This window comes from Nitrobacter sp. TKz-YC02 (genome assembly GCF_049852135.1).
GTDB classification, from domain to species: Bacteria; Pseudomonadota; Alphaproteobacteria; order Rhizobiales; family Xanthobacteraceae; genus Nitrobacter; species Nitrobacter vulgaris.
In genome coordinates, this window is record NZ_CP180728.1 from 579,183 (window position 1) to 596,713 (window position 17,531).

The 17,531-nt window shown below is 61.5% G+C and carries 17 protein-coding genes and 1 tRNA gene; 8 read left to right on the forward strand and 10 right to left on the reverse strand.

Annotated features, from left to right (window positions below; genetic code table 11):
- Positions 1 to 135: 135 nt before the first annotated feature.
- Entirely contained in the window at positions 136 to 441 is a 306-nt protein-coding gene (locus tag ACM561_RS02705) for a DUF6460 domain-containing protein (protein ID WP_425907849.1), read from the forward strand.
- Between the two features lie 112 nt (positions 442 to 553).
- On the opposite strand, the gene ACM561_RS02710 is transcribed toward ACM561_RS02705, so the two are convergent.
- Both ACM561_RS02710 and ACM561_RS02715 read right to left on the reverse strand, forming a co-directional pair.
- Positions 554 to 1,648: a quinone-dependent dihydroorotate dehydrogenase gene (locus ACM561_RS02710; protein WP_425907850.1), complete on the reverse strand. Its 1,095-nt coding sequence runs from the start codon at positions 1,646 to 1,648 to the stop codon at positions 554 to 556.
- On the reverse strand, positions 1,645 to 1,989 hold the full coding sequence (locus tag ACM561_RS02715) for a DUF952 domain-containing protein (RefSeq protein WP_425909617.1): 345 nt from the start codon (positions 1,987 to 1,989) through the stop codon (positions 1,645 to 1,647). The genes ACM561_RS02710 and ACM561_RS02715 overlap by 4 nt, the downstream gene beginning before the upstream one ends.
- A gap of 227 nt (positions 1,990 to 2,216) precedes the next feature.
- Between ACM561_RS02715 and ACM561_RS02720 the strand changes: the two genes are divergently transcribed.
- On the forward strand, positions 2,217 to 2,843 hold the full coding sequence (locus ACM561_RS02720) for a S24 family peptidase (protein WP_425909619.1): 627 nt from the start codon (positions 2,217 to 2,219) through the stop codon (positions 2,841 to 2,843).
- 63 nt (positions 2,844 to 2,906) lie between these two features.
- On the opposite strand, the gene acs is transcribed toward ACM561_RS02720, so the two are convergent.
- From acs to tsaD, 4 genes are all read right to left on the reverse strand, one after another.
- On the reverse strand, positions 2,907 to 4,865 hold the full coding sequence (gene acs, locus ACM561_RS02725; protein ID WP_425907851.1) for an acetate--CoA ligase: 1,959 nt from the start codon (positions 4,863 to 4,865) through the stop codon (positions 2,907 to 2,909).
- A 167-nt stretch (positions 4,866 to 5,032) separates the two neighbouring features.
- Positions 5,033 to 5,446, reverse strand: a complete 414-nt coding sequence (locus ACM561_RS02730; RefSeq protein ID WP_425907852.1) for an EVE domain-containing protein — start codon at positions 5,444 to 5,446, stop codon at positions 5,033 to 5,035.
- A gap of 2 nt (positions 5,447 to 5,448) precedes the next feature.
- Positions 5,449 to 6,429: an NAD(P)H-dependent glycerol-3-phosphate dehydrogenase gene (locus tag ACM561_RS02735; RefSeq protein ID WP_425907854.1), complete on the reverse strand. Its 981-nt coding sequence runs from the start codon at positions 6,427 to 6,429 to the stop codon at positions 5,449 to 5,451.
- Between the two features lie 13 nt (positions 6,430 to 6,442).
- Entirely contained in the window at positions 6,443 to 7,516 is a 1,074-nt protein-coding gene (gene tsaD, locus ACM561_RS02740; protein ID WP_425907856.1) for a tRNA (adenosine(37)-N6)-threonylcarbamoyltransferase complex transferase subunit TsaD, read from the reverse strand.
- Positions 7,517 to 7,609: 93 nt separating this feature from the next.
- Between tsaD and hemC the strand changes: the two genes are divergently transcribed.
- From hemC to ACM561_RS02765, 5 genes are all read left to right on the forward strand, one after another.
- On the forward strand, positions 7,610 to 8,560 hold the full coding sequence (gene hemC / locus ACM561_RS02745) for a hydroxymethylbilane synthase (RefSeq protein ID WP_425907858.1): 951 nt from the start codon (positions 7,610 to 7,612) through the stop codon (positions 8,558 to 8,560).
- Positions 8,561 to 8,563: 3 nt separating this feature from the next.
- Complete coding sequence (locus ACM561_RS02750) at positions 8,564 to 9,310, forward strand: uroporphyrinogen-III synthase (RefSeq protein ID WP_425907860.1); 747 nt, start codon at positions 8,564 to 8,566, stop codon at positions 9,308 to 9,310.
- A gap of 89 nt (positions 9,311 to 9,399) precedes the next feature.
- A complete protein-coding gene (locus ACM561_RS02755) occupies positions 9,400 to 10,770 on the forward strand; it encodes a COG4223 family protein (protein WP_425907861.1) in 1,371 nt (456 codons plus the stop codon).
- A gap of 7 nt (positions 10,771 to 10,777) precedes the next feature.
- The gene (locus ACM561_RS02760) at positions 10,778 to 12,430 is read left to right on the forward strand and encodes a heme biosynthesis protein HemY (RefSeq protein ID WP_425907862.1); all 1,653 of its coding nucleotides are present in this window, start codon (positions 10,778 to 10,780) and stop codon (positions 12,428 to 12,430) included.
- A gap of 133 nt (positions 12,431 to 12,563) precedes the next feature.
- A tRNA-Thr gene (locus ACM561_RS02765) sits at positions 12,564 to 12,639 on the forward strand.
- 78 nt (positions 12,640 to 12,717) lie between these two features.
- Here ACM561_RS02765 and ACM561_RS02770 read toward each other — a convergent pair.
- From ACM561_RS02770 to ACM561_RS02785, 4 genes are all read right to left on the reverse strand, one after another.
- Positions 12,718 to 13,539, reverse strand: a complete 822-nt coding sequence (locus ACM561_RS02770; protein ID WP_425907864.1) for a hypothetical protein — start codon at positions 13,537 to 13,539, stop codon at positions 12,718 to 12,720.
- A 41-nt stretch (positions 13,540 to 13,580) separates the two neighbouring features.
- Positions 13,581 to 13,958 carry a hypothetical protein gene (locus ACM561_RS02775; RefSeq protein ID WP_425907866.1) on the reverse strand — a complete coding sequence of 126 codons (378 nt, stop codon included), beginning with the start codon at positions 13,956 to 13,958 and terminating at the stop codon, positions 13,581 to 13,583.
- Positions 13,959 to 14,301: 343 nt separating this feature from the next.
- Positions 14,302 to 15,486, reverse strand: a complete 1,185-nt coding sequence (locus ACM561_RS02780; RefSeq protein WP_425907868.1) for an aminotransferase class V-fold PLP-dependent enzyme — start codon at positions 15,484 to 15,486, stop codon at positions 14,302 to 14,304.
- A complete protein-coding gene (locus tag ACM561_RS02785; protein ID WP_425907869.1) occupies positions 15,483 to 16,550 on the reverse strand; it encodes a tryptophan 2,3-dioxygenase family protein in 1,068 nt (355 codons plus the stop codon). The genes ACM561_RS02780 and ACM561_RS02785 overlap by 4 nt, the downstream gene beginning before the upstream one ends.
- On the opposite strand from ACM561_RS02785, the gene ACM561_RS02790 reads away from it, so the two are divergent.
- The gene (locus ACM561_RS02790) at positions 16,549 to 16,710 is read left to right on the forward strand and encodes a hypothetical protein (protein WP_425907870.1); all 162 of its coding nucleotides are present in this window, start codon (positions 16,549 to 16,551) and stop codon (positions 16,708 to 16,710) included. The two genes, ACM561_RS02785 and ACM561_RS02790, sit on opposite strands and share 2 nt — an antisense overlap.
- Positions 16,711 to 17,531: the final 821 nt, after the last annotated feature.

A 17,531-nucleotide genomic window follows, 5' to 3' on the forward strand; every position in this document is an offset into this window, starting at 1 on the left:
CAAAAAGTTAAGGTTAGAGTCTGATTCAACGCCGTTGAACCAGACTCTAACGGCCATTGACGGCAAAGCGGTGGTTCCCCATCTGCCTCACACTGATTATGTTGCGCGAATCCTTGTCCCCGTGGGAGAGCCTCAATGCCGAACGACGACACCCGGAACTTGCGGGCCAGCCCCGACAGCCTGTCGCGTTTCCTGGGCGGCTCGCCGCTGGCGGTTGCGTTTCGTCTGATTTTGATATCGACGCTGGTCGGCGTCATGCTCGCGGCGATCGGCTTCGATCCCTGGAATATTGTGCAAAGCATTCGGCTGCTGGTCGAACGCGTCTGGGACCTCGGCTTTGATGCGATCAATGGATTGTGGCGCTACTTCCTGCTGGGTGCCGTCATCGTGATCCCGATCTGGCTGCTGTCGCGCGTGTTCGGCGCGCCGCGCGGGCGTTAGAGCATAATCCCGAAAAGTGGGAAGCGGTTTTCGGGTAAGGTCATGCTCAATAAAAGAGCATGATCCCGAAAAGTTTTCGGCTCAGATCGCCTCGATCAAACGGCCGGTTAGTCTAGGCTGGCCAGTCTTCCGCCGTAATGTCCGCGGCGTCAGTGCCGATGACGTCCGATAGCGAGTCGCGCCCGGTCCGCAGCAACGTCGAGGTCAGATCGTTCTTGATGTCGTCGATCAGTCCGAGACCCTTGTAGACCAGGGATGAATAAAGCTGGATCAAGGTGGCGCCGGCGCGAATCTTGGTCAGTGCGGCGCCGCCTGAGTCGATGCCGCCGACGCCGACAAGCGGAAATGCGCCTTCCGCCCGCACATACGTTTCCGCCACCATCCGGGTCGACAGCCGGAACAGCGGTCGCCCCGACAACCCGCCCTGTTCTTTCGCGCGCGATTGATCGCGCAGGGTCGAGGGCCGCGCCAAGGTGGTGTTGCCGACGATCATACCGTCGGCACGGCGTGAGCGTGCGATGTGAACGACGTCGTCGAGCTCCGCCAGCGTCAGGTCGGGCGCGATCTTGAGTAGCACCGGCGTGTCGCCAGCATTTTGTCGGACACGCTCGCGGGCGTCGATCACCTTCGCCAGCAACTCGTCGAGCGCCGCCGCCTGTTGCAAGTTGCGCAGGCCGGGGGTGTTGGGCGACGACACGTTCACGGTGAAGTAGCTTGCCACCGGGGCAAAGATTTCGATCAGCCTGACATAGTCGGCGATGCGGTTGGCCGAGTCCTTGTTGGCGCCGATGTTGACTCCAATGATGCCGCCGGAATGCGCGCGGGCCGCGAGCCGGCGAAGCACGATGTGGGCGCCGTCGTTGTTGAATCCCATGCGGTTGATGACGCCCTCGTCGCGTTCAAGCCGGAATACGCGGGGGCGCGGATTGCCGGGCTGTGCTCTCGGCGTCACCGAACCGATCTCCACGAAGCCGAATCCGAGTTTCAGCAGTGCGTCCGGAACCTCGGCGCTCTTGTCAAAGCCGGCGGCCAGGCCGATCGGGTTAGGAAAATTCAGGCCGAAGGCGCGAACCGCGAGCTTCGGGTCGTCGGTGCGCTGGCGTATCGGCGGCAGGAGCCGCAATCCCTGTATCGCCATGCGATGCGCGTCTTCGGGATCGAACCAGCGCAACAGTGGCAGCGAGAAGTTGTCGAAGGCGCGTATCACGGCGCGAGCTCCGGAATATCGTGATATCCGTCCGGTCGCGCGGGCATGTCCAACACTGTTGTGACATGGCGCAGATCGAGCTCGCCATAGAGATGCGGAAACGGTTCGCCGCCGCGCGAGATTTCCCAGCGCAGCGCCTCGCCCAGTCCATCGGCATCGATCGCGATCAGGAGCAGGTCGGTTTGGCCAATGAAGTGCTTGCGGGCCGTGCCTTCGAGCTGGGACGCGGTGGAAAAATGGATGAATCCATCACGGGAATCGTCGGCGCTGCCGCGATAAACGCCGTGTCGCTCGGCCTCCCGCCAGGCCGAAGCAGGACAGATTTTGTAGATCGTGCGCACGCGTGTCCTGAGCCCGTCATTGCGCTTCATGATACCGAAAAGCGCATAACCTTATTACCGCTCGCTTAAATTGTAGCGAAGCCTGCGTGACCGTATCGGTGGCTCGCTCGCACTTCAAGAGCCGCATTTTATCCCCGGCGCAATTGCAGGCTCGCGCTGGTTGAGGTAATAATTCCTAATCTTTGACAGAATTCACCGCCGCGGAAATCAGGACGCGCCACATGGTCATGCTGACACACGCCCAGATATGGACCGCGCTGGATCGTCTCGCTGAGCGCGCCGGCCTATCGCCGTCTGGCCTTGCGAGAAAGGCAGGGCTCGACCCGACCACCTTCAACAAATCGAAGCGCATCACCGGCGACGGCCGCGAGCGGTGGCCTTCAACCGAGTCGGTGGCCAAAGCGCTTGCCGCGACCGACACCGCGATCGACACCTTCGTGCAGTTCATTGAAGATTCGGCACGCGCCGCGCAGGCCGTGCCGCTGCTCGGTTTCGCCGAGGCCGGCGCCGGCGGCTATTTCGACGACGACGGCTTTCCTGTCGGGAAGGGTTGGGACGAGGTGGGTCTTCCTTCCGTCCAAGACGAACACGCCTATGCGTTGGAGATTTCCGGCGACTCGATGAAGCCTGCTTATCGCGACGGTGATGTCATCGTGGTCACGCCGGGGACGCCGATCCGGCGTGGTGACCGCGTGGTGGTGAAGACGAAGGACGGCGAGGTAATGGTGAAAGAACTCAAGCGCCGGACCGCGAAGATGATTGAATTGCAATCGCTCAATCCAAGCCACGCCAACCGCACGCTGCCCGCTTCCGACGTGGAATGGATCGCGCGAATCGTGTGGGCGAGCCAATGACCACTTCGTCCTCCCCGCAACCACGGGGAGGGGGCATGTTGAGGTTGCGGCAGTTTAATCGACCTACGCGGCTGCGCCGTCCTTTTTGTTCTGACGATTCTTGACGAGATCGTCGACCACGGCAGGATCGGCGAGCGTCGTGGTGTCGCCGAGGCTGGACGGCTCATCCTCGGCAATCTTGCGCAGAATGCGGCGCATGATCTTGCCGGAACGGGTTTTCGGCAGGCCCGGCGCAAACTGGATCAGGTCAGGCGAAGCGATCGGGCCGATGTCCTTCCGCACCCACGCGACCAGTTCCTTGCGCAGCGTCTCACTCGGCTCGACGCCCTTCATCAGAGTGACGTAAGCGTAGATGCCCTGGCCCTTGATGTTGTGGGGATAGCCGACCACGGCGGCCTCCGACACACTCTCATGCGCGACCAGCGAGCTTTCGACTTCCGCTGTGCCCATGCGATGGCCGGAGACGTTAATGACGTCATCGACGCGGCCGGTGATCCAGTAATAGCCGTCGGCGTCGCGGCGGCAGCCATCGCCGGAAAAGTACTTGCCCTTGTAGGAGGAGAAGTAGGTCTGCTCGAAGCGGGCGTGATCGCCATACACCGTGCGCACCTGGGCCGGCCATGATCTCGCGATGCACAGGTTGCCGCTGCACTCGCCTTCCAGAACCTTGCCGTCGGCATCGACGATCTCGGGGGCGATTCCGAAGAACGGCTTGGTCGCGGAGCCGGGCTTCTGCGCGATTGCGCCCGGCAGGGCCGAGATCATGATGCCGCCGGTTTCGGTTTGCCACCAGGTGTCAACCACCGGGCAGCGATTGTCGCCGACCACGCGGTGGTACCATTCCCAGGCTTCCGGATTGATCGGCTCTCCGACCGAGCCGAGCAGGCGCAGGCTTGCGCGCGAGGTTTTCTTCACCGGTTCGTCGCCCGCCTGCATCAAGGCGCGGATCGCGGTCGGGGCGGTGTAGAAGATGTTAACCTTGTGTTTGTCGATCACATTCCAGAACCGGGAAGTGTCCGGATAGTTCGGCACGCCCTCGAACATCATTGTGGTCGCGCCGTTCGCCAGCGGCCCGTAGAGAATGTAGCTGTGGCCGGTGACCCAGCCGACGTCGGCTGTGCACCAGTAGATGTCGCCGTCGTGATAATCGAACACATGCTGGTGCGTCATCGCCACGAAGATCAGATAGCCGGCGGTGGTGTGCAGCACGCCCTTGGGCTGTCCGGTCGATCCCGAGGTATAGAGAATGAACAGCGGATCTTCCGCGTTCATCGGTTCGCACGGGCATTCGCTTTCGACCACGGCGGCGGCCTCGTGATACCAGACGTCGCGCGTTGGGTTCATGTTGACCTGGCCGCCGGTGCGTTTGACGACGATCACCCAGTCGACTTCGCCGTTGACCTTCTCGATCGCGGCATCGACGTTGGCCTTCATCGCGATGGTGCGACCGCCGCGCAGGCCCTCGTCGGAGGTGATGATGACGCGAGATTTGCAATCGCGCAGGCGGCCTGCGATTGAATCGGGCGAGAAGCCGCCGAACACCACCGAGTGGATCGCGCCTATTCGCGCGCAGGCAAGAATCGCGTAGGCCGCTTCCGGAATCATCGGCAGGTAGATGGTGACGCGGTCGCCCTTCTTGACGTTGCGCAGCCGCAGGATATTGGCCATCTTGCAGACTTCGTCGTGCAGTTCGCGATAGGTGATGTGGCGGGACTGCGAGGGATCGTCGCCTTCCCAGATGATTGCGGTCTGGTCGCCGCGTTTTTCCAGATGCCGGTCGATGCAGTTGTAGGCGGCGTTGAGCACGCCGTCCTCAAACCATTTGATCGAGACCTTGCCGAGTTCGAACGAGGTATTCTCGACCTTGGTGAACGGCTTGATCCAGTCCACGCGCTGCGCTGCCTCGGACCAGAATCCATTCGGATCCTTGATCGAACGCGCGTACATCTCACGATATTTGACGTCGTCGATCCAGGCTCGCTTAGCCCAATCCGCGCTTACGTCATAAATCTTGTCGGACATGTTTTTTGCTCCACCGCAGGACCCGGGGCCGGAACCAGGCAGGTCCGTCTTCACCGTTGCGACGATTATGCGTCGCGGCTTGGTACGGCGACAAGCCGTCAGGTTGAATTCTCATTCAACTGTGTTGAGTCCAGAATCCAGCCTGGAGCACCCGGCGTCACCCGCCTTTAGAGCCCGCCCAACTTGCAGACCAGCTTCCATTCCGCCGGCGTGACCGGCTGCACCGAAAGGCGGGAGTATTTGACCAGCGCCATGTCGGTCAGGCGCTTGTCCGCCTTGACGGCGGCGATCGTCACCGGCGTGTTCAGCGGCTTGTCCGCCTTGATGTCAACGCAGACGAACTTGCCGGTCTTATCGGTGGGATCAGGATAGGCCTCGCGGATGATTTCGGCGATGCCGACAATCTCCTTGCCTTCATTGGAATGATAGAAGAACGCCATGTCACCTTTTTTCATGGCGACAAGGTTCTGCCGCGCCGTGAAGTTGCGCACGCCGGTCCAGGCTTCGCCCTTAGCGCCCTTCGCCACCTGCTGCTCCCACGACCAGGCTGAAGGCTCAGATTTCACCAGCCAGTACGCCATCGCTATCCCTCCGCCCGGAACGGCCGCGTCAGCAGATTGTCGATGGCGCCATCGATCGTCAATCGGCCGGCGAGAATAGCCGCGACCGCCTGTGCGACCGGCATCTCCACGTCGTGGGCGGTCGCCAGCTCGAGCAGCGCCGGCGCGGTGAGCGCGCCTTCGCTGAGTTTGTCGCACGGCGCTTGCTCGCCGCGCCCCAGAGCGATACCGAGCGAGAAATTGCGCGACTGGGGGCTCGAACAGGTGAGGATGAGATCGCCGAGACCGGACAGGCCGGCAAGCGTTTCGCTGCGTCCGCCGCACGCGCATCCGAGGCGAACCAGCTCGCTGAACCCGCGCGTGGTCAGCGCCGCCAGCGCCGAAGCTCCGAGTTGTTTCCCAACGACGATTCCGGCCGCGATCGCCAGGACGTTTTTGGCGGCGCCGCCGATCTCGACGCCGCGTACGTCCGTCGTATGATAGGGACGGAAGGCGGCCGAGCCGAGCGCGTGAACCAGCGCGACCGCCATCGCTTCGTCTTTCGCCGCCAGCGTCACCGCGGTCGGCAGCCCTCTTGCCACATCGTCGGCGAAACTCGGCCCGGACAGGATCGCGGGGAGGGCATGCGGCGCAGCCTCTTCGATCACCTCGGTCATGAAGCGCCGCGTGCCATGTTCGATGCCTTTGGCGCTGGCGATCACGGGCGTCCCGGAGGGGAGATGCGGGGCCAGTGCGGCGATCGCCGTGCGCGAGTTTTGCGCTGGCACCGCGATCACGACGATGTCGGCGCGGCCGACGGCGGCGATGTCATGCGACACGATGATGCTGCGGTCGAGCGGAATGCCAGGCAGGCGCGGATTGTCCCGCGTTGCCGAGATCTTTGCGGCAATCGCCGCATCGCGTGCATGCAGCGTCACTTGCCGTCCAGCGCGCGCGGCGGCGCCGGCCAGCGCCGTGCCCCAGGCGCCAGCGCCGATGACCGAAACACGGTTGAGAGATCTCATCGCGACAACGCCTTCAAAATCCGGCGCGGGTATTGGCGAAGCCTGCCGGCGCCTGCGCGCTGGCATCGAGCAGCCAGCGGGCGCGCGGAGGAGTTTCAAGCGTGTCGGTCAAACCCGCCACTAGGCGTTCGGCACCGGCCCATGCGATCATCGCGCCATTATCGGTGCAAAGCGCGGGCGGGGGGATGATGAGCGCGGTTTGTGCCCTGGCGGCGACGCTCTCGAGCGCAGCGCGGATCGCCTGATTGGCGGCGACGCCACCGGCGGCGACCAGTGCGCGCGGCGTACCGAACCGCTCTTGAAACAGCTTGAGGCCGACGCCAAGTCGGTCTGCTGTCGCTTCCAGTACGGCGGCCTGAAATCCGGCGCAGAGATCGCTTATGTCTTGCGGCTCCAAGGGATTGATTCGACCGATCTCGTTACGCACGGCCGTCTTCAGCCCGGAGAGTGAGAAATTGGCGTCGGGACGCCCGAGCATCGGCCGCGGAAAATTGAACCGCGTCGCATCACCGCTCGCCGCGGCGCGTTCGACCTGCGGGCCGCCGGGGTAGGGTAGGCCAAGCATCTTCGCAACCTTGTCGAAGGCTTCGCCCATGGCATCATCGACCGTGGTGCCGAGCCGCACATAGTTGCCGACGCCGAGCACCGCGACGATCTGGGTATGCCCGCCGGAGGCGAGGAACAGGCAATAGGGAAATTCCAGCGCGTCGGTCAGCCGCGGCGTTAGCGCGTGGGCTTCGAGATGGTTGACCGCGATCAGCGGCGTGCGATGAACGAATGCGATCGCCTTGGCCGTGGTCAGCCCCACGATGACGCCGCCGATCAGGCCCGGCCCGGCTGCGGCCGCGACCCCCGACAGCCGCGGGAATCCGACGCCTGATTCCTTCATCGCGCTGGCGACGATGCCGTCGAGCAGTTCGACATGGGCGCGGGCCGCGATTTCGGGAACCACGCCGCCATAGGGAGCATGTTCTTCGGTCTGGGACCGTACGATATTGGAAAGAATCCGCGCGCTGCCGTCCGCCTGGCGTTCGACCACGGCGGCTGCGGTTTCATCGCAGGTGGTCTCGATTCCCAGAACCAGCATCGGCGTGTTGTACCTAGACTAGATATGGCCCTTGCGCTATCGGGCAAACCAGCGTTTCCCTTTCCTTACGGCGTAGCATTATGAGGTCTTGGCGTGCAATCCTCGGATGAGACAGACATTCTGGCAACGATCGGCACCCGGGGCAGCCCGCTGGCGCAGGCGCAGGCCTATGAGGTGCGCGACCGGCTGGCGCGGGCGCATCAGGTGGCGCCCGAGCGGATCGCCATCAAGACCATCCGCACCTCGGGCGACGCCATTCAGGACCGGCCGCTGTTCGATGTCGGCGGCAAGGGACTTTTTACCAAGGAAATAGAGGAAGCCCTGCTCGCCGGCAGCATCGACTTTGCGGTGCATTCGTCCAAGGACGTGCCGACATTTCTGCCCGACGAGACCTGGTTGCCCGCATTTCTGCCGCGCGAGGACGTGCGCGACGTCTTCATCAGTCCACGCGCAGCGTCTTTGGACGATCTTCCGGCGGGTTCGACCGTCGGGACCGCGTCGCTCCGGCGGCAGGCCATGGTGCTGCGGTTGCGCCCCGACCTGAAGGTCAATACACTGCGCGGCAATGTCGAGACCCGATTGCGCAAGCTTGACGCCGGGGAGGCCGACGCCACGCTGTTGGCGCTGGCTGGTTTGAATCGCCTCGGATTGCAGGACAAGGCGACGCGCATTCTCGAGACAGAGGAATTCCTGCCTGCGGTCGGGCAGGGCGCCATCGCGATCGAATCGCGCCGTGACGACGACCGCATCAACGCGTTTGTGAAGGCCATCGGCGATTCCGAAACGGAAGTGGCGTTGAGCGCCGAGCGCAGTTTTCTGGCATTGCTCGATGGCTCCTGCCGCACGCCGATCGGCGGTCATTGTCGGGTGGACGGCGACCGCATCTACTTCCGCGGCCTCATCATTTCTCCCGATGGCACGGAATCCTATGAAACCGTGCGTGAGGGGATACGTGCGGATGCGGTCGCGCTTGGGGCGGACGCCGCGCATGAACTGCGCGAGCGCGCTGGCGAAAAGTTCTTCACCCTGTTCGCCGGAGCGTGAGGCGTGGCGGTTCTCGTCACACGGCCTGAACCGGACAATGAAACCACGGCGGCGGCGCTCCGTGCGATGGGGCGCGAAGTTTTGTTGTCGCCGGTGTTGCGCCTCGAGCCGATTGCTTTTGAAATCGAGCAGGATGCAAACTATGGCGCGGTCGTCGTGACCAGCGCTAACGCACTGCGCGCGCTCGCCGTTCATCCGGGAAGGGAATCGCTGCTAAAACTGGCCGTTTTCGCGGTCGGCGGTCATACCGCCAACGCCGCGCGCCAGGCGGGTTTTCAGGATGTGGTGGCGGCAGGCGGCGATGCCGCGGCGTTGTGCGAACTCATTGTGGAGCGTGTCCGCGCGAAACGTCTGACAAAGGGCACCAGGATTCTTTATCTCGCTGCGGCTGATCGCTCATGCGATCTCGCCGGGAAGCTCGAAGGGCACGGTTTAGTTGTCGTGACGACAACATGTTACCGGATGGTGCCGGTGGCGAGCCTGTCTCGCGAGGTTTGTGACGCGTTTGCTTCGCACCGGATATCAGCGGTGCTGCATTATTCGCGCCGCAGCGCCCGCGCGTTCCTGGATGGCGTCCGCATCGGCGGCGTCGAAATATCGGCTTTGGCGGTCCCACAATGTTGCATTTCTGGCGCCGTTGCCGCGATTCTGCGGGATGCCGGCGCCTCCCATGTAGCGGAGGCGAGCGCCCCGGCCGAAGAAGCTGTACTGGAGGCGCTTGATTGTGCGTTGCGGTCGCTATCGCAGTAAGACGTGCGTTACGCAGATAATCGGGGTAAATAGGGGGAGGGGTTTGGAATCTGATACTCGATGTGTCGCTGCAATGGGGAACCGTGACGATGGCAGATGACAAGCATAACGACGCCTCCCAGGAGGGAAATTCACGCCCGCTTTCCGCAGGCGATGAAACCACTGGAATCGCCGAGACGACAGAGCATGCCGTCCCAACGGACGCGGGTGAAGCAGGCGATCAAAAGGCCATTTCGGTCGCAAATGACACGCAAGATGACGCTCATCAGGACCGAGGCTGGCAGGATCAGTCGTCGGCCGCAGACCTCGAGGCCAACCGTATTTCCGGGACTTCTGACGATGCCGGTTCCGCTTCGGGTGAAGCGGCTGATCATCAGCCTCTCGGCGAGCAGCCGGTTCCTCCGCGTTCTCCGTCCCGCGCGTCGTCGGCACTGATCGCCGCCTTTACAGGCGCTGTCGCCGCCGGGCTTGTGGTAGGCGGCGCGTGGCTGGCGGACTGGCCACCGTCATCCGCCGCCTCATCCTCTGCGTCGCAAGTGAGTGCGGCGGAATTCGGCGCTCTCGCGAATCGGGTGGCTCGGGTCGAATCGACGGCGAGCAAGCCGGCCGCTTCGTCGCTCGATCAGGCCGCGGCGACGCGCATCGACAACTTGGACAAATCGGTCGCATCCTTGCGCGAGGAATTGACAACGTTGCGCGGGGAGCTGGCAACCGTTCGCGGCCAATCCGACAAACCGGCGGCCGCCCTGAAGGACGGATCGCCCGTGCCGCAGCACGACGCCGATGGGGCATCTGATCTTGCGCCATCTGATCTTGCGGCTATCAGTGCGCGACTCGCGCAGACCGAGCAACAGGTCGAGCAGACGACGCAAGCCCTTACCGCGGAGATCGCCAAGCGCGGCGCGGAGACAACCAAGCATGATACGGCTCCGATCAGTGACGGACCGCTTCGTCAGGCCGTTGCCGCGACGCTCCTGAATGTCGCGGTGCGCCAAGGCCAGCCTTATGGCGATTTGCTCGCGGCATCCAAGACGCTGATCTCCGATCCGGATACGTTCAAACCGCTGGAGACGTTCGCGGATTCCGGAGTGCCGAGCGCGAATGTGCTGTGTCGCGAACTTCTTGCGATCGTTCCGAAACTCGAGCCGCCGCCGGTCAAGATCTCCGCCAACGACATCGTGAACCGGTTGCAAGAAAGCGCCGTGCGTCTGGTGCACATTGAGCGCGCGGATGCGCCGCCGGCCGGAGAATCCGCCAGCGCCGTCGTCGCACGAATCAAGGCGGCCGCCCGGCAAAACGATGTCGCTGCTGCGAGAAAAGAACTGAATACACTTCCGCCGACCGATCGTACCGCCGCCGAGCCCTGGATCGCCAAGGTTGACGCCCGCGATGCCGCTCTTGCTACCGCACGTCAATTCGCTTCCGAGGCGATGGCGGCATTGGCCAAACCGGCGCCATAGGTTCCAGATGTTTCGTATCATCCTGTTTCTCGTTCTTATTGCCCTCTCTGCATTGGGCGCCACCTGGATTGCTGATCAGACCGGCACGATCGTGATGTCGTGGGACGTCTGGCGGATCGAGACGACGCTACCGGTGTTCGCGCTCGGGCTAGGCCTGCTGGTCGTTGCCTCGCTTCTGGTCTGGAGCGCCGTGCGCGGATTGTGGTATGCACCAACACGTCTCCGCCGCGCGCGTCGGGAGCGCCGGACTGCGCGCGGCAGGGACGCCATTACGCGTGGGTTGCTCGCGATCGGTTATGGCGATGCTGTAGCCGCACGCAATCATGCCAAGGTTGCCCGGCGTCTAGTGTCACAGGATCCCTTGGCGTTGCTCTTGCATGCCCAGGCCGCGCAACTTGACGGCAACGCGGATCGTGCGCAGCGCGCCTTTCGCACCATGGCCGAGCGCGCGGATACGCGGCTATTGGGCTTGCGAGGGCTTTTCATCGAAGCTCAGCGTGCCGGCGATCCGGCGGCGGCAGTGGCGATCGCGGAAGAAGCGCTTAAGACTTCGCCATCCTCGATATGGGCTTCGCAAGCCGCGCTCGGCTTTCGTTGCGCCAGGGGCGACTGGGCTGGTGCGCTCGCCATCCTCGACAGAAACGTCGCGTCAGGTCGTATCGACAAGGCGCTGTATCGCCGTCAGCGTGGTGTGCTGCTCACGGCGAGGGCGTTGGAGTTCGAAAAGTCCGATCGCGATTTGTCGCGCCAGAATGTGATGGAAGCGGTGAAGTTCGCGCCAACGCTGGTGCCGGCCGTGGTGCTTGCAAGCAAGTATCTGAGCGAAGCGAACCAGATGCGGCGCGCGATGCGTATCATCGAAATCGCGTGGCTGGCACAGCCGCATCCAGATCTCGCCGATGCCTATGCCCATGTGATGCCGGGAGATTCCGCGCTGCTGCGGTTGGCGCGGGTGGAGAAACTATCGGAAAAAGCGCCTGGTCATCCGGAAAGCGCGCTGGCGATCGCGCGCGCGGCGCTCGATGCCAGCGAGTTCGCTCGGGCTCGCAATGCTCTGGAGCCGCTGATCGCAGCGCCGACGCAACGCGTTGCGATGTTGATGGCCGAAATTGAGCATAGAGAGCATGGCGACAGCGGGCGCGCTCGCGCCTGGACGTTGCGAGCCGTACGCGCCCTGCACGATCCGGTCTGGACCGCAGACGGGTACGTGTCTGACCACTGGCGTCCGGTTTCGCCGGTAACCGGGCGGGTTGACGCGTTTCAGTGGCAGACTCCTTTGGCGGCGCTGCCTTCGAGCAGGCCTCCCTTGGTCGAGGCGGAAGTTTCGGACCAGATCGTGGGAGATACGCCCCGCGTCGAAGCCTTGCCCGCCGCCGAGGACTCCAAAGCTCAGGACGTCGCAATACCACCGGTTGATGTCGAAGCTGCATCGTCTGGAATTATTGCCATGCCGGACGAGACTGCGACATCACTGACCCATCACACGCAATTAGAGGACGACAAGGCCGGCGCCGTTCCCGACGTGATCCCGATCGTTCGCGCTCCGGACGATCCCGGGGTCGATGACAGTTCCCAAAACGATGGGTTTGTTGAAGACGATCCCGCAGCTGCGCGCCAGGCCGGAGGGCTGCGGGGGCTCCTGTCGCGCCGGGGTAGCTGATGCGGCCGGGCGGTGATTTTTACCGGCGGCGCGGCGGCCGGGTTCTTGCCAAGGGGGATGGTGCCCGATATCAGAGGTCCCGCGCCTCGGGCTGTGGCCCGGGGGGCCGCATGCACGGCATGTATGAAGGATAGCCGCTTTAGCTCAGTTGGTAGAGCACATCATTCGTAATGATGGGGTCGCGTGTTCGAGTCACGCAAGCGGCACCAACTACTTAGCAATAAATCGTCCCGAGGTAAAATGCCTTGGGGACGGGCAGGGGACGGCAGCGGTCAGTTGGCTGACGGTCATCGAATGCTCTCCTCATTTGGGCCACAAGACGTTATCCAGGATCGAATCGTCGCCTTCAGATAGCGCACGCGCTCATTGGCATAACGCAGACCGCCGTGCAGACGCAGGTCCATGAAGCTGGCGCTGGCACTTATGTGGTCACAGACTTCAAACTCATAAGTGCACCAAAAATCGGGATTTGTCGGTTCGGAACATCTGGCGGCAAAAAACTCTTCGGTATTATTCGACGAATAAAGTTCGATAGATGCTCCATACGACCCTAATCTGGTCGCGATGAGCCCTTCAAAGGAGCCCCGATTGACGTACTGCGAACTCTCGTATCGCTTTAGGGTTACCTGCCGGGGGGAAGGAACGGTGTAGCCTAGCCTGACAGTGGCAACCTCCGCTCGCAGCGTATCCCGGAGCGGGAAATCAGAGTCTTTCTGCGCTTTGAGGTCTTTGAGGCGAGCGACATAGGACTCCGTGCGGCCATGAATTATGGCCACGGCCACTCTAGTAACGTCAACCCGCTGCGGAAGGCCCGCGTCACTCTGTTGTTTTTGTGGTTCGGCTACAAAGAATATGTAACCACGCGGTATCCTCAGCGTCGCATGTTCGTTTGAACCCAGCCAATTGCGACGCAGTCGCACATCGATCATGTCCATCCGATCCGTCCAGAAGTTGAACGGAGCGGAATACGCCTCCATTCCTAGAACCGAATCCGCGCGAGCTGGAGCAATTGAAAAACCGTTCAGCACCGCTCCCACAATCATCAGCGCGAACGTGGCAACAGTCCTCGGTACTATCGACAGGTGCAGAAAGGCTGGCTTGATGTGCATTTCCTAAACTCTGCCAGATAAGCTTAGTCCTGAGGATGGGGTCACGCGGCCTTCGCGACACACCGCTTAGTTTTCGCGCGACGCTCGCGCTCGCGGATTTCGAAATAGGTCTGAAGGCCGCAATTCCAGCGTTGCCACTCTGCCAATTTCTTAAGGTGCGGAAGCATCGCGTTCGGAATCGTCTTCCTGATTTCAGCGTTCCAAGGCATGGCTTCAACAAAGCGCGCCGCTACCTGATGCTCACCATACGCACGCAGCCGCCGGAAAACAGGCCGCCGTTTTTCATGTTTCGCGACAATTGCAATCAGTGTCTCCGACGTTGCCCGCTGATAAACCGCGTCAAGCGTCTCCAAGTCCTTCCGGCGAGCGAGGATGCGAACATTCGATTCAAAGTCGTCCGTAAATTTGAGTTTGCTCATGGTTAACAAAATCCACTGTCAAACCCCTACAGCTATGCTGAAATAGACGTCAGCGGGCGTGAGGTTGTCGATGCTCTCCTGATAGCGGACGTGATTGTGGTGCTCCCGATGGCCCCCAACCAGCGCTGGTCCTGGACTTCGTCTCCGAAACTGAGGAGGGCCGCGCCTGGACCGAAGCACTTATTCTGCCGGCGCTTTGCTTGGCCCGGATTTCTGCTTCATCTTCGCTCCTTGCGGCTACGATGAACCAGAAATCCTCCTTTCGTGAAGGCCCTCAACCTGTCTCAGAGGCGCTGATGGCGAACACTTGATGACATGCAGATCATTAAGAGCCGGACGGGCATTAGCTGCCAACCACGCGCCTGATTCTCGCCAGCGCCTGGTCGACGTCCGCTGCATTCGTGCAAATCCCGAACCCGAAGCGAAGGCGGTCGCCGCGGTGATCGCAGTGCACGTGGACTTTGGCAAGCTTTGCCTCAATCTCGCCTGCACGCGGCGTCCGAAAGGTAAGAAAATTGCCATGCTGAGCCTTCGCGCCCCATGGCGTAATCAAATCTGCAACCCGCAATCCGTCAATGTGCTCCAGCGCAAGCCCCTCGATGAATAACGTCATTGAGGCCTGCGCGTGACAGTGGATCTGCTCAACAGTAATGCCCTCACGGGTAAGCCAATCGAATACGGCCGCAAGCCGGTAGAGACCTGAGGGATCGAAGGTCGCGCCCAGGAATCGACCGGCATCTCGAGGATACCCGACGGATTTCCCTGGGGGCACTGCAAGGGAGCCGAAATCGGCGAACCAGCCTGTATCCCGGGGTCTTGGCCCGTAGCCAGGCGGACAGTGTAGGAAGCAGCATCCCTCTCCCGCCATCGCATACTTGTAACCGCCTGCGAGATAAAAGATGCGGCCCGCGATCTCGGACAGATCGGTCGGACGCGCCATGAAGCCGTGATAGCCGTCGATTACGATAAAAGGTTCTTGCGAAGGTACCGCCTCGACCAGAGCCTTGAGATTTCCCGACGTCGCTGATGAAGTGAAGAACACCTGGCTTAGAAAGATAAGGTCGTATTCGTCTATCCCGCATGCCGTATGAAAGCGTTCAGCAAAGGTCTCGTATGGTTCGGCGGATACTCGCGTGACGGCAACCAGCCCATCCTCCTCCAGGCGCTCGAGCTGACGGCGTGCAGTATGGAACTCGGCGTCGCTTGTCAGGATACGAATGGGCCGATTCGACGGAAAGCAGGACAATAGCCGGCACAGGAATTCGTGCGTGTTGGGCGCAACTGCGATCGTCGAAGGGTCAGGTAGTTGGAGGTGCCTGGCGATCCCGGCCTGAACGAGCGGGATCAGTTCGCCGAATACCAAGTCCCATTTTTCGCCAGCAAGCTGGGCCGCATCGTGCCAGCATTGCTCTTGCGCTGTGAACGTCACGTCAGGCCAGTCGTGGTGGCTATGTGCCGCGAGATTGATCCGCTCAGGCGCAGCAGCGCGAAACTTCGCGAAATGAGTGGTAAGATCGAGCATGGTCATGATGCGTACACCAAGCTCATCTGCTGCTGGATTTGAGGCGGAAGCTCGGGCACAGCTGAACGCGGAATGAGGAACGTAGACAGTCGGAAGAGGTCAGAGAAAATGCGATGTCGTTCGGCCGTCATCCAAAGATAGGCGCCTCCCGAGGAGCCCCCAGTACCGATCTTCAACCCGATCATGCGCTCGACCATTAGTGCATGCCGATACCGCCACAGAGTTAGTGTTTCGTCGATGTCCATGAGCGCTGTCAAAAGGCGGAACGCTGGCTGCACGGCAGGCTTGTCACGGTAGAGGTTGATAAAAAGGGCAGCTTGAACTGATTGCGGCAACAGCCGCCAACTACCCCCCTCGTCTGTTTCCGAGAAAATTTCCGAGAACGAGGCGATCGCGCGTTCGATATTCTCCAATTCGCGATCGCGCCTATCCGGTGTCGTCGCAAGATCAGTGCGCACCAGCTCAGCATCGCGAGCGAGATGGTTTTTCACAGCAGTGCGATAGGCCTCGCGGAATGTTTCTCCTCCCCAGTCGAGGAATGGCGTTCGTGCAAGCCAGCGATTGAGCAAGTCAAACAGCGAGGGGCGAGCGCCGACGGTTCGAAGCGTGGCCCGATCTGATTGGGAAAGATGCTCGTCGACTTTCTTGTCATCAAACGGAATGCGCGTTTCAGGTGCCAAGCCGAGCCGCGTCTCGATCAAGCGAAACTGCAGAGATTGAAAACCTGAAGCTGGCATCAGCAGATCGCGAAAGTCCAGGAAGTCAAATGGCGTCATGGTCTCCAGCACGTCAAGCTGAGCCACGACAAGCTTGAGGATTTCATAGATACGGTTGAGGCCATGTACGATACGGGCCATGGCATCATCGGTCACGGGGATGCTATCGAAGTCCGGCTCAACCCGATCGAGCTCGTGCAGGATCTGCTTGAACCACAGCTCGTAAGTCTGGTGGACAATAATGAAAAACATCTCGTCATGAGCGTTGACACCGATTTTGGCACTTTCCGGCTCCTGGGATGACAGCAGCCGGTCCAGCCGCAGGTAGTCACCGTAGTAGATGGGTACGCGCATGGTTGATCTCCATCGAATGACGGACGGCACCAACTCTTGTTTCGGCATCATCCCCGCAATGCCCGTCCGCAGCAAGTGCAGGCTGCAGATCTGGTCTCAGGTGCGGGTGGCCGCGGCCGTTCGGCCGGTCGGCAATGGTATTTCATTTGCCCGCAGCTAGGACGGCGCGCATCGGTGCTGTGGCGGCCACCGGGTGCGAGGTGCAAATATGGGCTGGAGTATGGACGGCATCGTTTCGACGATCGGTCGCCACCGCCTTCACCCATCGCGGTCGCGTGTGCTCGGCGAACAAGGACGCTATTCCCGATAGAGCCGGGGAGACTTGGGCTTCCAGGACCAAGCTATCGATGCGCCAGTTCCGTGATGTGATCCCTTCGCATCCGCTTCGGTCCTCGAACACGACCGATCCGCGCCGAGCATAGGTTGACTGTGCCATTGCAGGTGGTCGGCAATGATTTCACGGGTTTAACCATTGACAGATAGCTTTCATGTAAAGGCGAAAGGGCCTGCCCAAATTTTGTTCGCTGGCGCGCAAATTTCTGTCTTGTGATGGAAGAGGGTGGGCATCAACATCATAGACATCGCAGCCTTTCTTAGTGACCCAGCGGTCGCGATCACAGCGCTTTCGGAACGCCCCCTATGGCCGATCGTCCTCTAGCTGTCCCCCTCTGTCTCGAATGCAGTTAAGAAACCAAGCCAGCGCGGGTAGTACCGGGATCGAAAACAGGGGGCCTATCCGAGAGCCTTTCGAATGCGCCAAGTGTGGTCGCGATGGGGATGGTGATGCCTGTCCCGGTCCAACAAGCCACAGGCTGCAATGAGCCTGCCATGTCGATTGATCAGGTCAAGAAGGCCTTTCTTGATCTTTCACTCGCCTGGATCGCCACCCAACAGCACAAGCTCTCCATGGAAATGACGACTATCCGAAGGATGAGGTGCGAGTTCGCCGTGAAAGTTTGCCTTTTCCGCGATGGCCATCGC